Consider the following 19807-nt stretch of genomic DNA (forward strand, 5'->3'; position numbering starts at 1 on the left):
TATTTTAAGTACCAAGGATATCGCATGGATACCCGTTTCGACGAACTACTAGATTTTCCAACAAACCAAACCTTTAAAGTAATGGGCGTCGCCCACGAAGACCTACCAGAACAGGTAGTAGGATGTCTTCAACAGCATGCACCTGGCGACTATTCACCTACGGTGAAACCAAGTAGTAAAGGTACTTACCACTCGGTGTCTGTTAGTGTGCGCGTTACCAGTAAAGAGCATATGGAAACCATTTACACTGAATTAGCTAAGCTAGAGCTTGTAAGGGTTGTACTTTAAGTGAATGAGCAGTCGACATCGGCTACCGTAGATGGCGTTATTGTACGTCAACTAGGTCGTCAGCCTTACGCGCCAATCTTTGAAGCGATGAAACGCTTTACCGATGAGCGCGACCAGAATACGCCAGATGAAATATGGCTTGTGGAACACGATGCGGTATTTACTCAAGGGCAAGCGGGTAAAGCCGAACACATACTGATGCCTGGCGATATACCCGTGGTTCAGGTCGACCGTGGCGGTCAAGTTACCTACCATGGCCCAGGCCAGCAAGTCATTTATTTGATGCTTAACATAAAGCGCCGCAAGCTAGGCGTACGTCATTTGGTCACTGCAATGGAAGAAGCAGTGGTCGGACTACTTGCCAAGTATGACGTCAAGGCCTATCCAAAGCCCGACGCGCCTGGGGTATACGTCGACGAGAAGAAAGTCTGTTCGCTAGGTTTAAGAATACGTAATGGCTGCTCGTTTCACGGCTTGGCTTTAAATGTTAATATGGACCTATCACCGTTTCAGCGTATCAACCCATGTGGTTACGCCGGTATGGAAATGATCGATACCGCGCGCCTTAATGGTCCAACGACACTTGAAACCGCTGGTAAGGAATTAACGCACCTGTTGCTAGAAGCGCTTTCCCTTACACAGCCAACATATAAAGAAGGTTTTGATGAGTAACGCACGACCTCAAGCGGGGGTAAAACTTCGCGATGATGAAAAAGTAAAACACATACCCGTCACCATTATTCCTACAGAAAAGGAAGAAATGCTGCGTAAGCCTGAGTGGATCAAAATCAAACTTCCTCGTACTACCGAGAAAATTGACCACATCAAGAAAACGCTGCGCAAAAACAATCTTCACTCTGTGTGTGAAGAAGCAAGCTGCCCTAACCTAGCGGAATGTTTTAATCACGGTACTGCCACCTTTATGATTTTGGGTGACATTTGCACCCGTCGCTGCCCTTTCTGTGATGTAGCTCATGGTAAACCTCTTCCTCCAAGTGCAGAAGAACCTGAAAAGCTAGCTAAAACTATCGCAGAAATGAACCTGCGTTATGTGGTTATTACTTCTGTAGACCGCGATGACCTTCGCGATGGCGGAGCTCAGCACTTCGTAGATTGTATTAACGCCATTCGCGAACACAGTCCAACGACAACAATCGAAGTACTAGTACCCGATTTCCGTGGACGTATGGATCGCGCGCTTGAGATTTTCAAAAATGGCGTACCGGACGTATTCAACCACAACCTTGAAACCATTCCACGCTTGTACCGCGAGTGCCGCCCAGGTGCAAACTATCAGTGGTCGTTAGATTTGCTGAAGAAATTTAAAGCACAACATCCAGACGTTATGACAAAGTCAGGTCTGATGATGGGTATGGGTGAAGAAAACGAAGAGATCCAAGGCGTACTTGACGATTTACGTGCTCACGATGTAGATATGCTTACTTTAGGTCAATACCTTCAGCCAAGCCGTCACCACTACCCGGTTAAACGTTATGTTCACCCGAAAGAGTTCGATGCTTTAGGTGACTATGCTAAAGAGATTGGCTTCACCCACGCAGCATGTGGCCCTATGGTTCGCTCTAGCTACCACGCCGACCAACAAGCAGCGGGCAAAGAAGTTAAGTAAAATTAAGTTAAATAAGACTTAGTTAAACAGTTGTGGCTAATTCATAACTAGCTCATTTACGTTACTTCGTAACGAAAAAAGGCAAACTAAAAAATGCGACATAAAGCGGTGGTCTTCACCGCTTTTTTTATGCCCCTATTTCTGGGTGACAAACCCGTAGGTCTTGTTAGAATGCCCTCAAAATACGCAGTCCCTTTTTTAAGGGCTTTGAAGGGTAAGAGCATTTTCATGCGCAAACATATTTATATCGCCTATACAGGCGGAACAATTGGTATGAAGCCATCTAAACAGGGCTACGTCCCAGCCGCCGGCTTCTTATCGGACACGCTTAAAAATATGCCAGAGTTTCATCGCTCTGAAATGCCCCTTTTTACGCTCCATGAATACGATAACCTTATTGATTCTTCAGATATGGATCCTACGGATTGGCAGCGTATTGCCGATGATATCGCCGATAACTATGACAAGTATGACGGCTTCATTATATTGCATGGCACTGACACAATGGCTTACACCGCCTCAGCGTTAAGTTTCATGCTAGAGGACTTGTCTAAGCCAGTAATAGTAACTGGGTCACAAATCCCTTTAGCTGAACTTCGTTCAGACGGCCAAGTTAACCTACTCAATGCGTTATTTGTAGCCGCGAATTTTCCTATCGCTGAGGTCGGGCTTTTCTTTAATAACCGACTTTTACGTGGTAACCGAAGCCGTAAAGTGGATGCAGACGGATTTAGCGCATTCGACTCGCCTAACTTCCCTCCTCTATTAGAGGCTGGCATTAATATTCGCGTTAAAGCAGGAGAACTCGCAAAAGCGCCCACAAACAACTTAACCGTATCTAATGTGTCGGCACAGCCTATCGGCATGGTGAGTTTATACCCGGGCATTGCACCAGAGGTAATTAAAAACACCCTGCAACAGCCTGTAAATGCGCTAATCTTACTTAGCTATGGCGTAGGGAATGCCCCCCAGAACCCAGAGCTTATTGCGCAGCTAAAATACGCTAAATCCCGTGAGATACCTGTTTTAAATTGCACCCAATGTATGCGTGGTCGCGTGAATATGGGGGGTTATGCTACAGGACACGGTTTGCAGGAAGTGGGCGTCTTGTCAGGTAGCGATATGACCCCTGAAGCCGCTCTTGCCAAACTGCACTATTTATTAAGTAAAGGGCTTCCTTTTGAAGATGTCTGTAAGTTGCTAACGCAAAATCTGCGTGGCGAATTAAGCGACTAAGCTTCCATAAAAGATTAATGCTGAAGGCTTTATTTAAAACGTAGCAATAGTGCCAAGTAAGAAAGATTTCAAAGATTAAAGGTTTAAAAAGTGACAACAAACTATTCAGGTATGCTGAAAAAGATGCGTACCTCTGCTGACGAAAATAACAAAGTTAACTATACACTGCCCATTGGCGATGCATTACTGGATATCAACGAACTTATCGGTAAAGAGGTGTCCGTTACTTTTTCGGGTGAGATTAATTGTGTTCATTGTAATCGTAAAACTAAGAAGAGTTTTAACCAGGGGTATTGCTACCCCTGCCTAATTTCACTTGCTCAATGCGACAGTTGTATTATTAAACCAGAAAAGTGCCACTACCACGAAGGTACGTGTAGAGAGCCTCAATGGGGCGAAGAACATTGCTTTAGTGAACACTTTGTTTATTTAGCAAATACGGGCACCGTAAAAGTAGGTATTACCCGTCAAGTCACAGACGGCGTATCTACACGCTGGATGGACCAAGGTGCAACCCAGGCTACTGTTATGTTGCGCGTGCCTGACAGGCTTACCAGCGGTTTAGTTGAAACCTTATGCAAAGACCATATTGCCGACAAAACCAATTGGCGCACTATGCTTAAAGGAAAGCCCGATGAGGTCGACTTAGAGCAGGTTAAATCAGAACTGATGAGCAAAATTGAAAATGATTTAGAGGCGCTAAAACAAGAGAAAGGGCTTCAAGCCGTTTCAGAAGTGTCTACGCCGATACACGATATTCACTATCCTGTTGAAGAATACCCAATAAAGATAAAATCTTTGAATCTTGATAAAGACCCGTCGTTTAGCGGCGTGTTGCAGGGGGTTAAAGGTCAGTATTGGATGCTAGACGGTGACCGCGTTATCAATATAAGAAAGTTCGCGGGCTACAAGGTAGATCTATCGTTTTAAAACGTCTGCCAGGTCTGTTGTTTGGGATTAGCAACAACAGACCTGTATTGAAAACAGTTCGCTATGAATGTCGTTTATTGTGATGACTTAACGAGAAAACTAACACTTACTGCCAATATTCAAAGTAGTCTTCACTATTTCTTTGCGGCTTAGGTGCGGGTTCAAACGCCGGCGTTCCGAGATATAAGAACCCCACTAGTTCATCGTCTTCGCTCAAACCCAGCCCGTTTCTCACTGTTTCACAGTGCGCATAGCCACCAGTACGCCACATTCCATTAAACCCTTGTGCAACTGCAGCCATTTGCATGGCCATAACACCACAGCTAGCAGAGGCAATTTGTTCAACGCGGGGGACTTTTTCGTGTTCTTTGTGTTTGGCAATAGCAACAATTATCATAGGCGCGCGTTTAGGGAGTTGAACTGCACGCTCAATTTCCTTCTGCGACTTCTCGTTTTCTATTGCAGACTGTTCGTAAAGTGCACCCAGCTTATCGAGCCCTTTCCCGGTACATACAATAAAACGCCACGGTGTAAGGCAAGCGTGATCTGGCGCTCGAAGGGCTGCTTGCATGATGTTTTCCAAGGCATCACCACTTGGCGCCGGTGCTTCTAATCGAGGCTGAGAACTTCTATTGAGTAATAATGTTAATGCGTCCATTTACGTCCCTACTTTTCACTCATATGGTTGTTGGCTCATATGGTTGTTGGCCCATATGCTAGCGCGTATTTAAAATGGTATGGCTGGGTTAAAAAGCACACCTGTAGTATGTGGTAGATCCTACGGCTGATAAACAAAAAAGACCAGAAAATTCCGGCCTTTTAATGTGAATGTCTTGAGGGTAAATAGCCGTTAAGCTAATCCATTTTGCGACTAAATATTGTTCCTAAATAGTAATCCACACTCAAAAAACGACCGCCTCCATAAATGAACAAGACTAACAACATAACAAAATAGGTCGCCGCGAACTCGATACCGTTATTAAGTACAACAAAGTTGCCGCTTGAGGTTAGCCAGTCATAGTGACCGTGCTCTTGTAGCAACGACTTAGCGGCCGAGAGCTTTTCCGGTGCAGCCATAATGCTCTCATTTAATAAAATAGTACCGTCTGCTAACCACGAAGATGCATCAGCTATGGCTAACCAGCCGTTTTCAGCATGTACACTTACCATGGCGACGACCATTGTTATCATAAGGGGTATACTGACCAACCTTGTTAACGCGCCAAACAACAACAAAATGCCACCTACTAGCTCAGCGGCTGTAGCCAGAAATGCCATGACCAGCGGCATGGGTAATCCAAGGCCGTAATCGTCGTTTCCGAACCAATCGACTATACTGTCGAAACTGGATGCTTTGTTCCATCCTGCCTGTATCATCACAGGGGCTAAGTATAGACGCAATAAAAGTAATGGGATGCCGTCGGCTAATTGAAGCCGTGTAACAAATTGTCGATAGAGGTGTATCATTGTTTTACCTATCCGGTGTGCTTAGAAAATAAGAACGGCGCTTTATGAAAAAAATTTCACCTCACAAGAATAAGGCATCCCCCTTCTCTCGAATAATGCGAAAAGGCCAAGAAAAAACAAACTACAAAGCGCGAAACGGAAAGCTTCTTATGATAATGAGCGGAGAGGATCACAAGCGCATAGCTAAGTTAATTAGCAAGTGGCTAGACCAAGATGCAACACATCGATAAACACTAGCTGATGGCATGCAGCTTTTAAAGTGAGTTTCTACCTAGATATACTCAAGCCAAAACGTACTTACAAAAAATTACAATTAAGTTCGCGATCTTACTCGATTTAGGTAACATAATAGGATGCAGTACATTGGGCTTGATACACCTGCTTCATCTTGCTCTGATTAGTTAATTCAAAAAAGGTAGTGATAAAAATGGCAGCCAAAGGAAATTGGACTAAATCCTTGTTTATTGGCTTGTGGACGGTGCTTAACTTCACCCGCAAACTTTTCTTTAATGTGATATTCATTGTTATTTTTGTTGGATTGATTATCGCCATTGCCGGTCAGGGCGATGAGCCGTTATCAGTAAATAAAGATAGCGCGTTGTTTCTTACCTTGAACGGTAAACTCGTTATTGAAAAGGAAAGTATCGACCCATTTGAACAGTTTTTGCAGGAATCCCTTGGTAGCGAGCCCGAAAACCCTGAAGTACTCGTTCGCGATGTTATGAAGGTTTTAGAGAATGCCAAGAAAGACCGACGCATAAAAGCCCTAGTGCTTGACCTTCATGGGTTAACCGGAGGCGGTTTAGATAAACTGCGCACTGTCGCAAACGCTATCGATGCATTTAAAGAATCAGGAAAACCTGTTTACGCCATTGGCGATTACTTCTCGCAAGATCAATATTACTTAGCAGCTCACGCAGACAACATCTACCTAAACCCAATGGGCGGATTAATGTTTGAGGGTTACGGGCGTTACGGCATGTACTTTAAAGACATGCTTGAGAAGCTAAAAGTAACTACCCATATCTTCCGTGTAGGAACGTATAAATCTGCCGTCGAACCTATCATGCGAAATGATATGTCTGAGGAAGCTAAAGAAGCAGAGAAGCAATGGTTAGACGGCTATTGGGCACAATATAAAGCTGACGTTGCGGCTGCTCGCGGTATTGATGAAGCAAATTTCGATGAAACACTTCAAGGCCTATTAGCAAAATTTGAAGCGGCCGGTGGTGACTTCGCCCAGTACGCGCTTGAAAACGACTGGGTTGATGGGTTGAAAACTCGCGAAGAAGTGAGAGTAGAGTTAACCGAATTAGTGGGTGAAGGTGATAACAAACACGGTGTAAACCTCACTACATTTAACTCTTACCTCAAAGTCGTTAACCCACCTATGCCTGTCATTGAGTCAGACATGGATAAAGTGGCTATCGTCGTTGCTAAAGGCACTATTTTAGATGGTGATCAAAAAGCTGGCACTATAGGCGGAGACAGTACTGCTCGTTTATTGAGAAAAGCGCGTTTGGATGACAACGTTAAAGCCGTTGTCCTTCAAATAGACTCACCCGGTGGCAGTGCGTTTGCCTCTGAAATCATTCGCCAGGAAGTTCTACAGCTTCAACAAGCAGGTAAGCCTGTTATTGCGTCTATGAGCACTTACGCAGCATCTGGTGGTTATTGGATAGCAGCAAGCACCGACAAGATTATTGCAAGCCCAAGCACTATTACAGGCTCTATTGGCGTGTTCGGTATGTTTATGACATACGAAAACTCACTTGATTATTTGGGTATTCACAGTGACGGTGTAGGCTCAACAGAACTTGCTGGTTTTTCTACTGTGCGCCCTCTCGCACCAGAGTTTGGTCAAATTCTTCAGCGTAACGTTGAAAATACATACGGTAACTTCTTATCGCTAGTGTCTAACGCTCGTGGTATGTCAGTAGAGGAAGTGGATAGCGTTGCACAAGGTCGCGTTTGGATTGGTGAAGATGCAATTGAGCTAGGCTTAGTTGACCAGTTAGGAACACTTGATGACGCTGTCGCAGCCGCCGCAGAGATTGCAGAACTTGAAAACTATGACACCTTCTATGTACAGCGCACGTTAACCGCACAGGAAATTTTTTGGAAAGAATTTTTCGGTCAAGCCATGACGTTCGTAGGAAAGTGGCAGTTTGCTCACGCCGACTCATCATTAGTTAACGAGTTTAAGCGCGTACTTAAAGAGTTTAGTTTAGTTAATAAGCTAAACGACCCTAAAGGAACCTACGTGCTTTGTTTACCTTGTGATGTCGAGTAGTTAACGTTAAATACAGTTAAATACGAAAAGATATAAAGTGAGGCAGAAACATCGCTTCAAATGATCTAAACCACGAACAGCGTCGCGTAATTACCGACGCTGTTTTTTATTGTTTTGAGCAAGCAGAGCGTTACTTTAACCGAAAGTTTGAACGCCCTACGGTTACCTTTAGACGTTCAGGTAGGAATGCGGGAACGGCGTTTTTACAGCAAAACCGTCTGAACTTTCACCCTATTCTCTTCAAAGAAAATGTCGACGCCTTTATAAATGACGTGATACCTCATGAAGTTAGTCATTTACTGGTATGGACGTTGTTTGGAAAGGTTCAGCCCCACGGCAGAGAATGGCAATCGGTTATGCATGGTGTTTTTAACCGTACACCTGCAGCCACCCATCAGTTCGATGTAAAAAGGGTGACAAAAACCTTCCAATACGTTTGTGACTGCGACACCTATGCACTATCAACACGCAGACACAATAGTATTTTGAAAGGCGGACAGTACAAATGTCGGAAATGTCAGGCTTTGCTGCGAGCCGTATAAAAAGCTACGAGCCGTGTAAAGAGCTACGAGCCGCCTAAACACTTCATTTCTCGGGCGAGAGTTTGCCTAGTAGCTAGACTACTATTAGTAGGCTACGAGAGTTTGGAGGCAACAGATGGCTTTTAATTAAACCAGTGTTTGGTAAATGCGTTATCAAGATCGTTAAAGGCCGTTTTAAGTAGCTGAGCCAGCTCCTTATATTTAGGCTTAGACTTAGCATTACTGATATTCACTCCCTGCGTGCGCATTTTAGAATGAATTTCCTGATACCAGCTTTTTAGCTGTGGTGGAAGATACTGGTCTGAGCGATGCCCCAACCATAGTAAGCCCTGCATAGGTAAGCTTAGAAAAAAAGCGCCTATTGTAATAGTTTGAGGAAGATAGTCTGTGCCTAAGTTCTGGTACAAAAGCGCACACGACACCATAGCAACCGGCGGCATAGTTTTAATAGCAAACTTGGTGGCTGCTACTACTCTGCATTCTGGGAAAAAAGCATAAAGCTCTTTTCTCACAGGCCATGTCTTCATGTACTGCTGACCGTTTTTCAACATTGTCATTACTGATTGAGACATGGTTCACCTCTTCGTTCTCAGATAGGTATAGTTAAATTGTAAACTGCTTTTTATCTATTACAATTTAGTTGCGTGATTTTCACTCGTTATTTTTGCGCTAAACGCAGCACCTTCTACAAGGTATCTACGACACAAAACATTTTATCAAATAAGATAACGATTTGGGTAATTAAGTTTTGTCTAAGGCGCTGTAAAGCGCTTCAGCGAACCCACTGTGACTATTTACGCTCTGGCTTACTTTTTAGATGCGTTCGGCACATTGATTTCAGTGGTTATGCTTTAAAGGTACTACAAAGTTAAAAGCATCGTAATAATTAAAAGGTATAAATTGAACTTATCTTTAAGTGACATTTTTAGCACTTGAAGGCATCATATAGCGCTTTAGCCTGAACATAGTCTTGTATGGCTTAGTTGTTACTTTTGTTGACACAACTAACTCACGACCTGCAGATAATGCGCTGGCAGATTACTATAATAAAAGTAACTGGGTATTGAGCTTGATTTACGAATTTTCGCCCCTACCTAGCTTTCTAAGAGAATTTTATAAGTAACCCATAACGGGTGAATTATTTGGAGAGGAAAATGGCAGAAAGCAGACACGTCCGTCTACTTATCTTAGGTTCAGGCCCTGCGGGTTATTCAGCGGCGGTTTACGCTGCACGTGCAAACCTTGAACCTGTATTGTTAACTGGTATTCAACAAGGCGGACAGCTTACTACCACCACTGAAGTTGAAAACTGGCCGGGCGATCCAGAAGGACTTACAGGTCCTGACCTAATGGTTCGTATGCAAAAGCATGCAGAAAAGTTTGATACCGAAATTATTTTCGACCATATCAACAAAACTGACTTTTCAAAGCGCCCTTTCACTCTTTACGGTGACAGCGGTACGTATACCTGTGACGCATTAATTATTGCAACAGGTGCCTCTGCTAAATACTTAGGCCTAGAGTCAGAACAAGCCTTTATGGGTAAAGGTGTATCTGCCTGTGCAACCTGTGACGGTTTCTTCTACCGCAACCAAAAAGTAGCGGTTATCGGTGGTGGTAACACGGCTGTTGAAGAAGCACTATACCTTTCGAACATTGCTTCAGAAGTACACGTTATTCATAGAAGAGACAGCTTTAGAAGCGAAAAAATTCTAGAGAAGCGTCTTCGCGAAAAAGCTGAGAATGGCAACGTGGTCCTTCACCTAAATCGTACCCTTGATGAAGTGCTTGGTGATGAGATGGGCGTAACCAAAGTTCGTATCAAAGATACCAACAGTGAGGCAACAGAAGAGATTGATGTTATGGGTCTTTTCGTGGCTATCGGCCACAAGCCAAACACTGATATCTTTGATGGCCAACTAGAAATGAAAGATGGCTATATCGTAGTGAATAGTGGAACTAACGGAAACGCAACTCAAACTAGCGTTGAAGGTGTATTTGCCGCGGGTGACGTGAGCGACCACATTTATCGTCAAGCTATTACATCAGCCGGAACAGGCTGTATGGCTGCGTTAGACGCCGAAAAGTACCTAGACGGTACCATGCCTGAGCAAGGTTAATACTCTATACCCAAGCCCTACATTCCTGTGGGGCTTTTTTCTGGCTGAATTATGATAGCGTTACACTATATAGAAGAAGGCGCTCCCTTCCCTTCTGTTGATACCGCATTGCAAGATCCTAACGGCCTGTTAGCGTTTGGTGGTGATCTCAGCCCAGCCCGTTTATTTTCAGCGTATTCGCAAGGAATATTTCCTTGGTTTAGCGACGACGAACCTTTGTTATGGTGGTCACCTGACCCAAGAGCCATTATCGAACTCGACAATTTTGTTGCATCGAAAAGCCTTCAGAAACTCGCTCGTAAGAGGAAGTATCAAGTTACCCTGAATCATGCGTTCGACCGTGTGATAGAAGCGTGTTCATCAACACCTCGTAAGAACCCTAATACGGGTGAATTGAACAGCGAAACCTGGATTACCGACGACATGATTGGCGCCTATCGGCAGCTTAATGGTTTGGGTTTAGCCCACTCGGTAGAAGTATGGAATGGAGATTCGCTAGTTGGCGGGCTGTATGGCGTGGGAATTGGGAAAGTATATTGCGGCGAGTCTATGTTCCATATTGAAAGCAATACATCTAAGCTTGCCATGTTGGCGTTGGTCGAACATATGAAATCGCAAAACATGGCGTTTATCGATTGCCAGCTTCCTACTGATCACTTGTCATCACTGGGCGCTACCGTGTTGCCTCGCGAAAATTTCATTGAAAAACTGGAAAATAGCAACCACACTTTAACTGAAGACGGTAGGCTGTCTGAAGACTATCTTAATCGTTGGAAGCCAAGAGTGATTACTCCGTGAAGTTTGGTATAACACAATCATTTTCATGTAGCTATTTGCCTGATGAGCAAGAGCAGTTGTTAGTGTACGCCGAAAATAACGATTTTCAGGCGTGGCGATATTCACAACTGATACAAGCGGGCTTTCGTCGAAGTGGCGAGCAAATTTATCGCCCCCACTGCCCTGCCTGCCAAGCGTGTAAATCAGTGCGAATACCTGTTCATGATTTCGCGCCTTCTCGCAGCCAGAAGCGGCTTCTTAAAAATAATAACGGGTTTAGTGTAAAACTCGTTGATAAAACCAAATCAACTTACTACCCCCTATATGAACGCTATATTACAGAGCGCCATGCAGACGGCAGTATGTATCCGCCATCTAAAACACAGTTTGATAATTTCGTTTTGTGTGAGTGGATGACAACACATTATTTAGAGGCCTATGATGGCGACAAGCTTATTGCTGTAGCCGTCACTGATATCGTCGATGCCAACCAACACATGGGGGCGCTGTCTGCGCTTTACACGTTTTTTGACCCCGACTATAGTTCAGCCTCTCTGGGAACCTGGATGATATTGATGCAGATCGAGCAAGCTAAGGTTTTAGGCCATCGATACGTCTATCTGGGGTACTACGTAGATGGCTGTAAAAAAATGTCTTACAAACATAAATTTTTGCCTTTTGAGCAGTTTAGTGACAATGAATGGCATCTATTTAGCAAAAATAGTAAAATAGACACTTAATTGCTTTACACCGAACCCAAGATTGGGTAAGGTCTGCGCGGCAAAAATTTTGAATTACTGAGGTAACTGCTTTACATGGCAAAAGAAGATTGTATTGAAATGGAAGGTACTGTGTTGGACACACTACCTAACACTATGTTCCGCGTTGAACTAGAAAACGGTCACGTTGTGACTGCACACATCTCTGGTAAAATGCGTAAGAACTATATCCGTATTCTTACTGGCGATAAGGTCACTGTTGAGATGACTCCTTATGATTTGACCAAAGGTCGTATCATTTATCGCGCAAGATAATGAGCCATTTAAGCGGTAACGCATAAAAAAAGCCCGATGAATATCGGGCTTTTTCGTATCTAGTGGTTACAGTTTCAAAAAGAAACAGTAGCGCTAAGATAAACAACGTCAGTTGTATTGCCTAACGCTACGTTCGGTCACTGTTCAGTATGAATATGCTGTTCTAGCTTGGTTCTACTTCTTCAGACTTAGCATCAACGCCTGAGTATTCGAAGGTAAGCTTGTCATCAACACAATCTACTTTCACATTTCCGCCTTTAGATAGCTCACCGAACAATAATTCATTCGCCAGCTCTTTCTTAAGGTCGTCTTTAATTACCCGAGCCATAGGACGTGCGCCCATCGCTTTGTCATAGCCCTTCTCAGCCATGTAAGCACGTGCAGCACTGGTTACCTCTAGCGACACCCCTTTAACGTCAAGCTGTGCCTGAAGCTCGATAATAAACTTATCAACCACTTGTAGGATGATCTCTGGGTCAAGGTGATTAAACCAAATAATACCATCAAGACGGTTTCTAAACTCAGGGGTAAACACCTTGTTGATTTCAGACATTGCATCGTGGCTGTGGTCTTGCTGTTTAAAGCCAATAGACTTACGCACCGTTTCCTGCACACCTGCGTTGGTAGTCATAACCAACACGACATTTCTGAAGTCTACTTTACGGCCGTTGTTATCGGTCAACGTGCCGTGATCCATAACTTGTAGAAGGATGTTGTATATGTCGCTATGCGCCTTCTCAATCTCATCTAGAAGCACTACCGAGTACGGATTTTTAATTACCGCGTCTGTTAACAAACCACCTTGATCAAAACCTACGTAGCCTGGAGGAGCACCAATAAGACGACTTACTGCATGGCGCTCCATGTACTCAGACATGTCAAATCGCACTAGCTCAACGCCCATGGTTTTCGCCAGTTGTTGTGTTACCTCTGTCTTACCCACCCCGGTAGGGCCAGCGAACAGGAAACTACCAATAGGTTTTGCTTCATTGCCTAAACCTGAGCGCGATAACAAAATAGCGTCATTTAGCGTCTCTATGGCTTTATCCTGACCGAACACAACCATCTTAAGGTTGCGGCCTAGGTTCTTAAGCACTTCTTTGTCAGAAGCCGATACAGATTTCTCAGGGATACGCGCCATTTTTGCAATAATTTGCTCAATATCGCCTACATTGATTGTCTTCTTGCGTTTTGACGGTGGCAATAGACGCTGGCTCGCGCCGGCTTCGTCCATAACATCAATAGCTTTATCTGGAAGATGTCGCTCATTAATGTATTTAGCTGACAGTTCAGCAGCCGCCTGAATCGCTTTTTGAGTAAAGCGCACATTGTGGTGCTCTTCATACCGACTCTTAAGCCCAAGTAGTATCTTGGTCGTATCGCTCACACTTGGCTCAGTCACATCTACTTTTTGGAAGCGACGAGCAAGAGCGCGATCTTTTTCAAAGATACCCTGGTACTCTTGATAAGTAGTCGAACCAATGCAGCGAAGTTCACCGCTAGATAGCTTAGGCTTAAGCAAGTTAGACGCATCCATTACCCCGCCTGACGCCGCACCGGCACCAATGATGGTATGAATTTCATCAATGAATAGAATTGCGTGTTTGTCTTTGCCAAGCTCTTTCAAAATCGCTTTTAAGCGTTTTTCAAAGTCACCACGATATTTGGTGCCAGCTAACAGCCCGCCCAAATCAAGTGAATAGACTGTACTTTCTGCGATAACTTCAGGCACGTCATCGTTTACAATTCTATATGCCAGACCTTCGGCAATTGCAGTTTTACCTACACCGGCTTCACCTACAAGCAGTGGATTGTTTTTACGGCGACGACACAGAATTTGAATTGTGCGTTCTACTTCTGAATCGCGGCCAATGAGCGGGTCAATTTTACCGTCTTTAGCGTGGCGGTTTAGATCAGTGGCGTATTTGCTTAATGCAGAACCGCCCTCTTCACCCGACTCACCTTCTTCAGAAGCTTCAGGATTAACGGGCTCATCGTCATCAGCTTTACTAACGCCGTGACTGATGAAGTTCACAACATCTAGACGAGTTACATCAGCTTTCTTGAGGATGTATACCGCTTGCGATTCTTGTTCGCTAAAAATAGCCACTAGCACGTTGGCGCCGGTTACTTCGTCTTTGCCTGACGACTGCACGTGAAATACCGCGCGCTGTAATACGCGTTGGAAGCCCAGAGTTGGCTGCGTTTCCCGTTCGTTTAATTGGTCATCTAAGATGAGTGGCGTGGTGTCTTTAACGAACGATAACAGTTCGCTTTTGATTGCCTCAATATCGGCACCACACGCTTTGAGCGCATCGCGAGCAGCTGAGTTATCAAGCAATGCCAACAACAAGTGCTCTACCGTCATAAACTCGTGACGGTGCTCTCTGGCAAATACAAACGCGTCGTTTAACGTTTGTTCTAATTCTTTATTTAACATATTGCTCGCCCTCTACAAAAAACCTTATGCTTGCTCCATCGTGCACATCAACGGATGCTGATGTTTGCGTGCGTACTGATTAACCTGCATCACTTTTGTCTCTGCTATCTCAGCAGTAAAAATGCCACACACGGCTTTTCCTTGATAGTGAACGGTCAGCATAAGTTGGTTGGCTTTCTCATCGTCCATATTGAAAAACTTTTTGAGTACCTCAATGACAAAATCCATCGGTGTATAGTCGTCATTGTTCAACAACACTTTATACATGGGAGGCGGCTGCGGCTTTTGTCGCTGCGCGTCTTTTTGTTTTTCCTTTTCGATACTAATAGCGTTGTCTTTACTCATAACTTAATAATAGTGGTATACCGGCAGATATGTGTACAAACTTTTGTATAAATTTATTCACATTTGCCCTTGACATAATATGGTTAAAAAATCTACATTTTGTATAGTGGTTTTGAGTATTACACGTTTGTCACTCTAAAGCAGTCACTTTAAAGTTTCTATAATGAATACTCTTTCCACAATGTCTCCGGATCTATAATGGGGGCAGATACTCGTGAGTTCAAGGATTAAGAGGAAGTCGAAGTATGGCGGTTGGCAAAGTTAAATGGTTTAACAACGCAAAGGGTTTTGGATTTATCGTACCTGAGGAAGGTGGTGAAGATATTTTCGCACATTACTCTACGATTCAAATGGAAGGCTATCGTTCGCTAAAAGCAGGTCAGGAAGTAACGTTCGAAGTTCAGCAAGGCCCTAAAGGTCTTCACGCTGAGAACATTGGTTTCAAAGAAGAACCAGAGCGTTAATTAGAGAATTTATAAAGCCTGACCTAGTGTCGGGCTTTTGCTTTCTTTGCTGTAAGCTTTTGCTACGTGAAAGTGATATGGGCGCAATTAGCGTCAGGTTTTTTGTCGTCTTTAAATTTTCATATACCGTATTCTCACACCTTTTACCCCTAGAGCCCTCTTCTCTCTTTTTTGTTTTCTGTTTTATTATTAATTCTTAAGTCTAGCCATATTTCTAGAGTTAGTTAGCGCGGGCTCGTGCTTACAGACTGCTAATGCTGTTGTTTTTATTCACGTACTTTCATATTTATTTTTAATCTGCATATCTTTCTCATTTCGCCGTTTAGCGTTTTTTAATTTTACTAACTTAGTAATTCCTTACCCTGCTAACTTTGTATTTTCACTCTGCGCTTTGCTATACCGTTCTTCTTATACCGTACTTTCAATACCAGCCTTAACTTGTAAGCGGCATAAAAAAGCCCGCTTATATAAGCGGGCTTTTAAATTGTATTTAGATAACGCTAACAGCTATCTAGGCAAACTTACGCGGATGCAATCATACAGCCGCGTCTAAACGCTACTATTATGCGTCAAGAATCTATGCGCCAAGAATCGCTTTTAATGTCTGGCTAGGAGACATTGTTGCGAAAAGTTTGTCTTCGTCTGGGTAGTAATAACCACCAATTTCTTGCGCGCTACCTTGAGTCGCATCAATCTCAGCCAAGATGTCATCAATTTTTGCAGATAACTCTTCATACACTGGCTTAAACTGCGCTGCTAGGTCTGCATCTTCAGTTTGGTTCGCTACTTCTTCAGCCCAGTATAGACCTAGGTAAACATGGCTACCACGGTTGTCTAGCTGACCTGCTTTACGAAGTGGCGACTTACCATTGTTAAGTAGCTTCTCAGTTGCCTTATCAAGGGCAGAAGCAATCACCTTTGCTTTAGTGTTGCTGTGTTTAATCGCAACATCTTCTAGCGATACCGCTAGTGCAAGGAATTCACCTAGTGAGTCCCAACGCAGGTGACCTTCTTCAACAAACTGTTGTACGTGCTTAGGTGCACTACCACCTGCACCCGTCTCATAAAGACCGCCGCCAGCCATCAATGGAACAATTGATAGCATCTTAGCGCTTGTACCCAACTCTAGAATTGGGAATAAGTCAGTTAGGTAGTCACGAAGTACGTTACCGGTTACTGAAATAGTGTCTAAACCGCGAAGCGCACGTTCCATGCTGTAGCGGATAGCGCGTACAGGAGACATAATTTGAATGTCTAAACCGTTTGTATCGTGGTCTTGAAGGTACTTTTCAACTTTCTTGATAAGTTGCGCATCGTGAGCACGCTCGTCATCAAGCCAGAATACTGCAGGCATACCAGATTGACGTGAACGAGTCACCGCTAGCTTAACCCAATCTTGAATAGGTGCATCTTTCACCTGACACATACGCCAGATATCGCCTTCTTCAACATCGTGAGAAATAAGAACGTTACCGTCTTGGTCAACGATTGATACCGTGCCGTCTGCTTCTAGCTCAAACGTTTTATCGTGTGAACCGTACTCTTCTGCTTTTTGCGCCATTAGACCAACGTTAGGTACTGTACCCATTGTTGTTGGATCAAATGCACCATGTGTCTTACAGAAGTTGATAACTTCTTGGTAAATGGTGGCGTAAGTACTTTCAGGAATAACCGCTTTAGTGTCGTGCGCCTTTCCATCTGGTCCCCACATTTGACCAGAGTTACGGATCATTGCAGGCATAGACGCATCTACAATTACGTCACTTGGTACGTGTAGGTTCGAGATACCTTTGTCAGAGTTAACCATCGCAATTGGCGGACGGTCTGCATAACAGGCGTTGATATCTTTTTGAATTTCAGAGCGCTGGCTTTCAGGTAGGCTCGCGATTTTGTCGTAAACGCTACCAAGACCATTGTTTGGATTAACACCAAGCTCTTCAAAAAGGTCGCCCCACTTGTCGAATAAATCTTTATAGAACACTTTTACACAGTGACCGAACACGATTGGGTGAGACACCTTCATCATGGTCGCTTTTACGTGTAGTGAGAATAGAACGCCAGTGTTCTTCGCATCTTCAATTTGCTCTTCGAAGAACTCGCAAAGCGCCTTTTTGCTCATGAACATGCCGTCGATCACTTCGCCAGCAAGCAAGTCTACGCGAGACTTAAGTGTTTTCTTGCTGCCATCTTTGCCAGTAAATTCAATGCTAACGTGACCGTCTTTTTCTACTGTCACTGACTTCTCACCAGAGTAGAAATCACCGCCGCGCATGTGCGCTACGTGTGAACGAGACGCTTGAGACCACTCACCCATCGAATGCGGGTGCTTACGCGCATAATTTTTAACAGCAGTAGGCGCACGACGGTCAGAGTTACCTTCACGCAGTACCGGGTTAACCGCACTACCTAGTACCTTACCGTAACGCTCACGAATCTCTTCTTCTTCAGCATTTTTAGGTGAATCAGGGAAAGCTGGTACGTTGAAGCCTTTATCGTTTAATTCTTTGATCGTTGCACGAAGCTGAGGAATTGAGGCACTGATGTTTGGAAGCTTGATGATGTTAACGTTCGGGTCTTGGGTCATCTCACCCAGTTCAGCTAACGCGTCTGGCACTCTTTGTTCTTCAGAAAGATACTCAGGGAAATTTGCCAAAACACGCGCAGCCAATGAAATATCGCTTAGCTCAACGTCGATATCTGCAGCTGCGGCAAACTTCTGGATGATTGGAAGAAGTGAGTAAGTCGCCAGCATTGGCGCTTCATCAGTCTTCGTATAGATGATCTTAGACTTGGTCATTATATACCTCAATTTTTTCGACAGGGTACTGTCGTTTTTAGTCCATTAGGTCGCAACAACCCGTAACATGTGTCATGTTACGCCCACAGTCATTGCGAAACGTATTTGATGTTTTCCACCTTTTGCTTTTATTAAGCATTAGGTCACTTGCTGTTTTCTTCCCTGCATATTATTCAATTCCCTATGTTAGCAATAAGCACCTCGTTGCCATGCGCTTAACTTAATAGTTACGCAAAGCAGTAAGGTCTGATGTACAAGCAAGCCCGCTTGTCACTGCTAAAACTGTCTAATAATTATGCAGATGCGCTCTCTTATAAAAATGGGAGCGACCATTAGTATAGGGTCGAAAGTTTGAGTTACAAGTCATACCATTGTCTTAGCACATAAGATCACCGAATTTATCGACAAATTACTGTGCAGAAACGGCTATTTGCACAGAATTTTCTCAAGCGCGTTAATTCAATTTGAAGTAAAATTCCCCCCGAAATCTCGACAATCAACAAGCGGAAGTATCATGTCTTCAAACGCCAAAGTGGTGCTGTTTAATAAGCCCTTTCAAGTTCTTTCTCAATTTACCGACGCGGACGGTAGAGAGACGCTAAAAGATTATATTGATATTCCCGATGTTTACGCTGCGGGCCGCCTAGACCGAGATTCTGAAGGCCTCTTAGTACTCACTAATGATGGTAAGCTTCAACACAAACTTGCAAACCCCAAAGCCAAGACCAGCAAAACCTATTGGGTGCAGGTTGAAGGTGTCATGGATGAAAAAGCCATGCAGGCACTACGCGATGGTGTTGAATTAAAAGATGGCATGACCCGCCCAGCTAAAGTAAAAGCAATGCAGCAGCCCGATGTATGGCCAAGAAACCCACCTGTGCGTTTCAGACAGTCTATTCCAACTAGCTGGGTGTCAATTACCATCACAGAAGGCAGAAACCGACAAGTCAGGCGTATGACCGCACACGTAGGTTTCCCTACCCTTCGCCTTATAAGATATCGAGTAGGCAGCTGGACCATAGATGGCATTGAAAATGGTAAATACGTGAGCTTTTGATGATAAAAGCAAATCCGATACTTGAATTCACCTTTGACGACCACACTAATGTGGCACCATGAGGCTCGGAATATATCAATCGATAGGCGTCGCTGTACCTTACGGTGTTCATTAACGCACAAAAACATTTGTGTTAAGAACAAAGCTTGTCCACGTACATATTTAATTACTTAATCAGATAAGGATTAGATGTGAATTACCGAGCGGAATCTGATAAAATCCGCGACCTCGAAAACGGGCCTGTTTGTTCGTGCTTTTTTACTGTAAAGCTTACGGTGAAGCTCATGTTGCGGCTTGCTTAGTAGCTTGGTGGATAGCAGCTTGGTGGAATAGCCCACCCAATGAGTTAGTGTATTGGCAAATTCATAAATATGTTAATGCATGACCCCA

20 protein-coding genes are annotated in these 19807 nt (G+C 43.9%); 14 read left to right on the forward strand and 6 right to left on the reverse strand.

Annotated features, from left to right (window positions below):
- The first annotated feature begins 24 nt into the window (after window positions 1–24).
- From ybeD to ACXAFM_RS18810, 5 genes are all read left to right on the forward strand, one after another.
- Window positions 25–288, forward strand: a complete 264-nt coding sequence (gene ybeD, locus ACXAFM_RS18790; protein WP_269916520.1) for a DUF493 family protein YbeD — start codon at window positions 25–27, stop codon at window positions 286–288.
- A complete protein-coding gene (gene lipB / locus ACXAFM_RS18795) occupies window positions 289–960 on the forward strand; it encodes a lipoyl(octanoyl) transferase LipB (RefSeq protein ID WP_474831793.1) in 672 nt (223 codons plus the stop codon).
- Window positions 953–1915, forward strand: a complete 963-nt coding sequence (gene lipA / locus ACXAFM_RS18800) for a lipoyl synthase (protein ID WP_015067114.1) — start codon at window positions 953–955, stop codon at window positions 1913–1915. Before lipB ends, lipA begins: the two co-directional genes overlap by 8 nt.
- Before the next feature lie 228 nt (window positions 1916–2143).
- Window positions 2144–3151, forward strand: a complete 1008-nt coding sequence (gene ansA / locus ACXAFM_RS18805; protein ID WP_474835778.1) for an asparaginase — start codon at window positions 2144–2146, stop codon at window positions 3149–3151.
- A 90-nt stretch (window positions 3152–3241) separates the two neighbouring features.
- The gene (locus ACXAFM_RS18810; protein ID WP_474835780.1) at window positions 3242–4081 is read left to right on the forward strand and encodes a DUF2797 domain-containing protein; all 840 of its coding nucleotides are present in this window, start codon (window positions 3242–3244) and stop codon (window positions 4079–4081) included.
- Between the two features lie 106 nt (window positions 4082–4187).
- On the opposite strand, the gene ACXAFM_RS18815 is transcribed toward ACXAFM_RS18810, so the two are convergent.
- Both ACXAFM_RS18815 and ACXAFM_RS18820 read right to left on the reverse strand, forming a co-directional pair.
- Window positions 4188–4739, reverse strand: coding sequence for an NAD(P)H nitroreductase (locus tag ACXAFM_RS18815; RefSeq protein WP_474831800.1), 552 nt, complete (start codon window positions 4737–4739; stop codon window positions 4188–4190).
- A gap of 197 nt (window positions 4740–4936) precedes the next feature.
- The gene (locus ACXAFM_RS18820) at window positions 4937–5548 is read right to left on the reverse strand and encodes an HvfX family Cu-binding RiPP maturation protein (RefSeq protein WP_474831803.1); all 612 of its coding nucleotides are present in this window, start codon (window positions 5546–5548) and stop codon (window positions 4937–4939) included.
- Window positions 5549–5592: 44 nt separating this feature from the next.
- On the opposite strand from ACXAFM_RS18820, the gene ACXAFM_RS18825 reads away from it, so the two are divergent.
- The 3 genes from ACXAFM_RS18825 (at window position 5593) to ACXAFM_RS18835 (ending at window position 8383) form a co-directional block, all read left to right on the forward strand.
- The gene (locus ACXAFM_RS18825) at window positions 5593–5778 is read left to right on the forward strand and encodes a hypothetical protein (protein WP_474835782.1); all 186 of its coding nucleotides are present in this window, start codon (window positions 5593–5595) and stop codon (window positions 5776–5778) included.
- Window positions 5779–5975: 197 nt separating this feature from the next.
- Window positions 5976–7841 (forward strand): signal peptide peptidase SppA, encoded by a 1866-nt coding sequence (gene sppA, locus ACXAFM_RS18830; RefSeq protein WP_474831808.1) that lies wholly within the window; start codon window positions 5976–5978, stop codon window positions 7839–7841.
- Window positions 7842–7930: 89 nt separating this feature from the next.
- A complete protein-coding gene (locus ACXAFM_RS18835) occupies window positions 7931–8383 on the forward strand; it encodes a SprT family zinc-dependent metalloprotease (RefSeq protein ID WP_474835863.1) in 453 nt (150 codons plus the stop codon).
- Between the two features lie 122 nt (window positions 8384–8505).
- Here ACXAFM_RS18835 and yfbV read toward each other — a convergent pair whose 3' ends face one another.
- Window positions 8506–8955, reverse strand: coding sequence for a terminus macrodomain insulation protein YfbV (gene yfbV / locus ACXAFM_RS18840; protein WP_269916513.1), 450 nt, complete (start codon window positions 8953–8955; stop codon window positions 8506–8508).
- A gap of 582 nt (window positions 8956–9537) precedes the next feature.
- On the opposite strand from yfbV, the gene trxB reads away from it, so the two are divergent.
- The 4 genes from trxB to infA all read left to right on the forward strand — a co-directional run bounded on the left by trxB (window position 9538) and on the right by infA (window position 12314).
- Window positions 9538–10503 carry a thioredoxin-disulfide reductase gene (gene trxB, locus ACXAFM_RS18845; protein ID WP_118495102.1) on the forward strand — a complete coding sequence of 322 codons (966 nt, stop codon included), beginning with the start codon at window positions 9538–9540 and terminating at the stop codon, window positions 10501–10503.
- A 51-nt stretch (window positions 10504–10554) separates the two neighbouring features.
- A complete protein-coding gene (gene aat, locus ACXAFM_RS18850) occupies window positions 10555–11301 on the forward strand; it encodes a leucyl/phenylalanyl-tRNA--protein transferase (protein WP_474831813.1) in 747 nt (248 codons plus the stop codon).
- Window positions 11298–12020 (forward strand): arginyltransferase, encoded by a 723-nt coding sequence (locus ACXAFM_RS18855; RefSeq protein WP_474831815.1) that lies wholly within the window; start codon window positions 11298–11300, stop codon window positions 12018–12020. Before aat ends, ACXAFM_RS18855 begins: the two co-directional genes overlap by 4 nt.
- A gap of 75 nt (window positions 12021–12095) precedes the next feature.
- Complete coding sequence (gene infA / locus ACXAFM_RS18860; protein WP_008844395.1) at window positions 12096–12314, forward strand: translation initiation factor IF-1; 219 nt, start codon at window positions 12096–12098, stop codon at window positions 12312–12314.
- 163 nt (window positions 12315–12477) lie between these two features.
- Here infA and clpA read toward each other — a convergent pair whose 3' ends face one another.
- Both clpA and clpS read right to left on the reverse strand, forming a co-directional pair.
- Complete coding sequence (clpA, locus tag ACXAFM_RS18865) at window positions 12478–14754, reverse strand: ATP-dependent Clp protease ATP-binding subunit ClpA (protein WP_474831818.1); 2277 nt, start codon at window positions 14752–14754, stop codon at window positions 12478–12480.
- A 24-nt stretch (window positions 14755–14778) separates the two neighbouring features.
- Complete coding sequence (gene clpS / locus ACXAFM_RS18870; protein ID WP_118495106.1) at window positions 14779–15099, reverse strand: ATP-dependent Clp protease adapter ClpS; 321 nt, start codon at window positions 15097–15099, stop codon at window positions 14779–14781.
- Between the two features lie 245 nt (window positions 15100–15344).
- Between clpS and cspD the strand changes: the two genes are divergently transcribed.
- Window positions 15345–15563, forward strand: a complete 219-nt coding sequence (gene cspD / locus ACXAFM_RS18875; protein WP_474831822.1) for a cold shock domain-containing protein CspD — start codon at window positions 15345–15347, stop codon at window positions 15561–15563.
- Window positions 15564–16140: 577 nt separating this feature from the next.
- Here the strand turns inward: cspD and ACXAFM_RS18880 are convergent.
- The gene (locus tag ACXAFM_RS18880) at window positions 16141–18360 is read right to left on the reverse strand and encodes an NADP-dependent isocitrate dehydrogenase (RefSeq protein WP_474831824.1); all 2220 of its coding nucleotides are present in this window, start codon (window positions 18358–18360) and stop codon (window positions 16141–16143) included.
- A 514-nt stretch (window positions 18361–18874) separates the two neighbouring features.
- Here ACXAFM_RS18880 and ACXAFM_RS18885 point away from each other — a divergent pair.
- Entirely contained in the window at window positions 18875–19417 is a 543-nt protein-coding gene (locus ACXAFM_RS18885; protein WP_474831826.1) for an rRNA large subunit pseudouridine synthase E, read from the forward strand.
- The last annotated feature ends 390 nt before the right edge of the window (window positions 19418–19807 follow it).

Source organism: Alteromonas sp. ABD4_190 (genome assembly GCF_056160105.1).